Genomic DNA, 4219 nt, shown 5'->3' on the forward strand with positions numbered 1-4219 from the left:
GAACGCGGTTACGTCGACGCGGTGATCCCGCCGAGCCACACCCGCGGTCAGATCGTGTCCGCTCTGCGTCTGCTCGAACGCAAGATGGTCACCCTCCCGCCCAAGAAGCATGGGAACATTCCACTGTGACAATCACGGACAACGCACTCGCCGAGGTCGAGGTGCTCACCGAAGCCGCCGAGACCATCGACGCGGCGACCGCAACCGAAGGTACGCAATTGCCGGTCATCAAGGTGCTCAAGGGCAATCCCACTGACGTCGAGATCGCCGCGCTGGTCGCGGTTCTCGCCGCCGCCGGATCGGGTGAGGCGCCCGTCGGCACCACTCCCCCGGACAACTGGGGCCGGCCGACCAGGATGCACCGCGTGCGCGCACCCTTCTCGCCCTACGCGTTCCAGAACCGGGCGTGACGCGGCTCGTCCTCGCCTCGGCCTCGCCTGCGCGCCGTACGGTGCTGCGCAAGGCGGGGATCGAGCCGTACGTGCACGTCTCCGGCGTCGACGAGGACGCCATTCAGGAGGCCCTCGGCCCGCGGGCCGCCCCGCACCACGTGGTGACGGAGCTGGCCCGCGCCAAGGCCGCGGCCGTGCTGCCCGTACTTCCCGCCGACATCGTCACCGATGCCGTGGTGATCGGGTGCGATTCGATGCTCCTCATCGACGGCACCTTGCAGGGCAAACCCCACACCGCCGACGTGGCGCGGGCCCGGTGGCGCTCGATGGCCGGGCGCAGCGGAACCCTCCTCACCGGGCACTGCGTGATCCGGGTCCGGGACGGCGTCACGGTCGGTGAGGCCCGCGACGACAGCGCGACGGTGGTGCACTTCGGCACCCCGTCGGGAGACGACCTCGAGGCGTATCTCGACTCCGGTGAACCCATGCAGGTGGCCGGCGCATTCACCCTCGACGGGCTCGGCGGCTGGTTCATCGACCGCATCGAGGGCGACCCGTCCAGCGTGATCGGGATCGGCCTGCCGTTGGTGCGTCGTCTGCTCGGCGACGTCGGCGTCGGCATCGCCGAACTCTGGACCGCCTCCCCCACGCCGAGCTGACCCGGCTCCCCACAGGCGGCGACGGGCCGCGGGCTGCGCATAGAATTGCGATTGTCAACCCGAAGTCCCACCGTCAGGAGCCCGCTCGTGCCCGTTGCGCCCGATCCCAACCCGTCCTTTGCGGCCTATGCGCATCCGGAGCGGCTCGTCACCTCGGAGTGGCTCGGCGCGCACATCGGTGCTCCCGGGATCAGGATCGTCGAGTCCGACGAGGACGTGCTCCTCTACGACGTCGGGCACATTCCGGGCGCGGTGAAGATCGACTGGCACACCGACCTCAACGATCCGGTCACCCGCGACTACATCGACGGCGAGGCGTTCGCCGAGCTGATGAGCCGCAAGGGCATTCGCCGGGACGACACCGTCGTCATCTACGGCGACAAGAGCAACTGGTGGGCCGCCTACGCACTGTGGGTGTTCACCCTGTTCGGTCACGAGGACGTGCGACTGCTCGACGGCGGCCGGGACGCGTGGATCGCGGAGAACCGCGACACCACCCTCGACGTCCCCGAGAACGCGCCGACCGACTACCCGGTCGTGACCCGCAACGACGCCCCGATCCGCGCGTACCGCGACGAGGTGCTGGGACACCTGGGCGCCGGACCGCTGATCGACGTGCGGTCGCCGCAGGAGTACACCGGCGAGCGCACCCACATGCCGGACTACCCGGAGGAGGGCGCGCTGCGCGGCGGGCACATCCCGACTGCGGTGTCCATCCCGTGGGCGAAGGCCGCGGCCCCGGACAGCCGGTTCCGGTCGCGCGCCGAACTGGAGGAGATCTACGGCGCGTTCGCTCCCGGCGACGACGTGGTCGCCTACTGCCGGATCGGTGAGCGGTCCAGCCACACCTGGTTCGTGCTCACGCACCTGCTCGGGTTCGAGAACGTGCGCAACTACGACGGCTCGTGGACGGAGTGGGGCAACACGGTGCGGGTTCCGATCGTCAAGGGCGACGAGCCCGGCGAGGTTCCGGCGATCGCATGAGCCTGCCCGAACCCCTCGCCGAGATCGTCGACGACTTCGCCGCGGTCTCCGGGCAGGAGAAGCTGCAGTTGCTTCTGGAGTTCAGCCGCGAACTGCCGCCGCTGCCTGCGGAACTGGAGCAGGCGGCGATGGAACCGGTGCCCGAATGCCAGTCGCCACTGTTCCTCTCGGTCGACGCCGACGACCCGGAACACGTGCGACTGCACTTCAGTGCCCCGCCCGAGGCACCGACGACACGCGGGTTCGCCTCGATTCTTCATCAGGGTTTGGACGGACAGAGCGCACAGGCGATACTGGACGTGCCCGGAGACTTCTATTCCGCGCTGGGTCTGGCCGACTCCGTCAGCCCGCTGCGCCTGCGGGGCATGTCCGCGATGCTCACACGCATCAAACGTCATCTGCGTCGGTGATTGCGATCCATTCGCCGGTGCAGATCTCGAGAAATGGGTTCTGTCAATGGAATTCACCGAGCTGGCCGACTATCCCGTCACGCCGGGAACGGTGACCGAGTGGCTTCCGACCGCACCGTTCGACGGCGGGCCGCACGCACGCATCGACAGTTCCGACCCGTGGTTCGACGATCCGAGGCCGACGTCCTTCGTCCAGGAGTCGCGGCTGCGTGACGCGCGTGCGCGAACCGGATCCGCGCACGAGTCGTGGCTCGGGACCGCATTCGAGATCGACGGCAGGCTCGACGCGGACGCGTTCGGCCGTGCACTGAACTCGTGGATCGATCGACACGAGGGACTGCGCAGCCACGCGACCGTCCCCACCGGCCCCGGAGCGCTGCGGAGGCGGACCGTCTCGCCGGGCCGGGTCCGCGTCAGCGCCCATCGGCACGGCTACCGAACGTCGGGCGCCGAGAACTTCGAGCACCTGCACCGGCTGTTCGACGGCTGCACGTCCCCGACGTCGTGGCCGGCATTCGCCTTCGCGACCGTCGAACCGCCGGACCGGGACCGGGCGTTCACCGTCTACTTCGCCGCCGACCACGCGATCGTCGACGGGTACTCGGTGGTCCTGGTCGCCCAGGAGATCGAGGCGCTGTACCGCAGGGAGCGGGACGGTGCGGCCCCGGACCTGTTCCCCGTCGGCAGCTACCTCGACTTCGGTGCGCGGGAGCGTTCCGCGGTCGTCGACCTCGACGCCGCGCATCCGGCGGTGACACTGTGGCGCGGCGTGCTCGACCTCGGCGGTGGGCGACTGCCCGAGTTCCCGCTCGACCTCGGGGAGCTGCCCGAGGTTCCGCCCGCGCAGCGCGGGCTGTCCGCGTGGGTCCTGGATACGGCCGGGGCGGATGCGTTCGCGGTGGTGTGCCGCAAGATCGGGCACGGCTTCTTCGCGGGCACCCTCGCGTGTCTGGCGATCGCAGGTGCCGAACTCTCGAGCGCGGACCGGTTCGAGACCGTCACTCCCATGCACACCCGCGACGAGCCGGGATGGGCCGGTTCGGTCGGATGGTTCGTCGGGATCAGCCCCATCTCGTTCGCGGTCCGTGGGGCGGGCTCGTTCGCGGAACTGGTGCGGCGGGCGTCCACTCAGGTCGCGGCGGCCAAGCCGGCGGCGCAGGTGCCGTTCGAGTGGGTCAGCGAGGTCCTCGGCACCGACGCACAGCCCCGGTTCGTGGTGTCCTACATGGACGTGCGGTTCGTGCCCGCGGCGACGCAGTGGCCGGACTGGAACGCGCGGGCACTGCGCAGCAAGCAGTACGCGAACGACGTGTACATCTGGGTGAATCGGACCCCGCAGGGCGTGAACATCGCCGCCCGTTATCCCGCCACGGACGACGCGACCGCCGCGGTGCACCGTTACGTCGCCCGCCTGCGCAGCCTGATGGAAGAGGTCGTGGGCACCGGGACGTGCAATCTGCCTTCCCCCGTCACCCGATGAACCGGGAAACTACTGGTCAGTAGGGTTTATGGTGTTCACCGGCCCCTCCAGGCCGATTACATCTGCATATCGGCTGGTGCCTACACTTCGAGGTACTGCCGTCAACAAACCAGCCGGGTCTGACCCCCGGCAGGGGATCCACAGTGGCTACCCCTTGCGATCAACAGGAGGCTCAGTGCCCAGTCATGCCAGCGCGCACATCACGAAGGTGCTCGTCGCCAACCGCGGCGAGATCGCTGTGCGGGTCATCCGGGCCGCGAAGGACGCCGGATACGGCAGCGTCGCGGTGTACGC

7 protein-coding genes are annotated in these 4219 nt (G+C 69.3%); all 7 read left to right on the forward strand.

The window, feature by feature from the left end:
• The coding region (locus tag ACWEPG_RS28355; RefSeq protein WP_450117245.1) for a carboxyl transferase domain-containing protein at window positions 1-129 on the forward strand (129 nt) is incomplete at its 5' end.
• On the forward strand, window positions 126-410 hold the full coding sequence (locus ACWEPG_RS28360; RefSeq protein WP_452595854.1) for an acyl-CoA carboxylase subunit epsilon: 285 nt from the start codon (window positions 126-128) through the stop codon (window positions 408-410). The genes ACWEPG_RS28355 and ACWEPG_RS28360, both read left to right, overlap by 4 nt.
• Window positions 407-1051, forward strand: a complete 645-nt coding sequence (locus tag ACWEPG_RS28365) for a Maf family protein (RefSeq protein WP_450117240.1) — start codon at window positions 407-409, stop codon at window positions 1049-1051. Before ACWEPG_RS28360 ends, ACWEPG_RS28365 begins: the two co-directional genes overlap by 4 nt.
• A gap of 87 nt (window positions 1052-1138) precedes the next feature.
• Window positions 1139-2035, forward strand: coding sequence for a sulfurtransferase (locus tag ACWEPG_RS28370; RefSeq protein ID WP_452595855.1), 897 nt, complete (start codon window positions 1139-1141; stop codon window positions 2033-2035).
• Complete coding sequence (locus tag ACWEPG_RS28375; RefSeq protein WP_450117242.1) at window positions 2032-2445, forward strand: SufE family protein; 414 nt, start codon at window positions 2032-2034, stop codon at window positions 2443-2445. Before ACWEPG_RS28370 ends, ACWEPG_RS28375 begins: the two co-directional genes overlap by 4 nt.
• Before the next feature lie 46 nt (window positions 2446-2491).
• On the forward strand, window positions 2492-3925 hold the full coding sequence (locus ACWEPG_RS28380; protein ID WP_452595856.1) for a condensation domain-containing protein: 1434 nt from the start codon (window positions 2492-2494) through the stop codon (window positions 3923-3925).
• A gap of 175 nt (window positions 3926-4100) precedes the next feature.
• The coding region (locus tag ACWEPG_RS28385; protein WP_312639142.1) for a biotin carboxylase N-terminal domain-containing protein at window positions 4101-4219 on the forward strand (119 nt) is incomplete at its 3' end.

It is taken from the genome of Rhodococcus sp. NPDC004095, assembly GCF_053604015.1.

Bases quoted from the DNA above. Each gene is read 5' to 3' on its own strand.
- ACWEPG_RS28380 (WP_452595856.1), top strand. From the start codon at position 2,492: ATGGAATTCACCGAGCTGGCCGACTATCCCGTCACGCCGGGAACGGTG.
- ACWEPG_RS28375 (WP_450117242.1), top strand. From the start codon at position 2,032: ATGAGCCTGCCCGAACCCCTCGCCGAGATCGTCGACGACTTCGCCGCG.